Origin of the sequence: Mesorhizobium sp. M4B.F.Ca.ET.089.01.1.1, from assembly GCF_004022605.1 — a bacterium.
Taxonomy (GTDB): domain Bacteria; phylum Pseudomonadota; class Alphaproteobacteria; order Rhizobiales; family Rhizobiaceae; genus Mesorhizobium; species Mesorhizobium abyssinicae.
On sequence record NZ_RZOS01001551.1, the window covers coordinates 1 to 399 of the forward strand.

Here is a 399-nt window from a genome sequence, read left to right on the forward strand (position 1 = left end):
ATCAGCAGGGAATCGATCTCACGGATCTTGGAGAATATGCCGAAGGCCTGGATCGACACGCCACGCGGCGGATCCGAACGCACCTTGGCGACTTCGCTGGCGCGTCGATGCGCTTCATACCAGGCCTCGACCGTGGTGAAGTCATCGATCTCGGCATAGAGCGCTGCGCGCGAGGGGATCGAGAACACGCTGGATTGCCGACCGCCGAGAAGTGGCCGCACCAGCGCTTCCGGCCCGCGCCCGCCTTTTTGCGAAGAATCCGGCAGGCCGATCGGCATGTCGACGGCGATCGTGGCGCTGGCGGGCAATGCGGCAAGCAAAGCGGCAAAGCCTGGAAAGACGGAGACCGAAGGGGCGGCATCCGGATGACGGTGGACGGCGATCCAGCCAGCCTTGCAG

Annotated in this window: 1 protein-coding gene; it reads right to left on the reverse strand. The window is 64.7% G+C overall.

Features of this window, described 5'->3' with window-relative positions; genetic code table 11:
* Window positions 1–399 (reverse strand): DUF429 domain-containing protein (locus EN780_RS38245; RefSeq protein WP_128276682.1); only part of this gene is annotated, 399 nt, incomplete at both ends.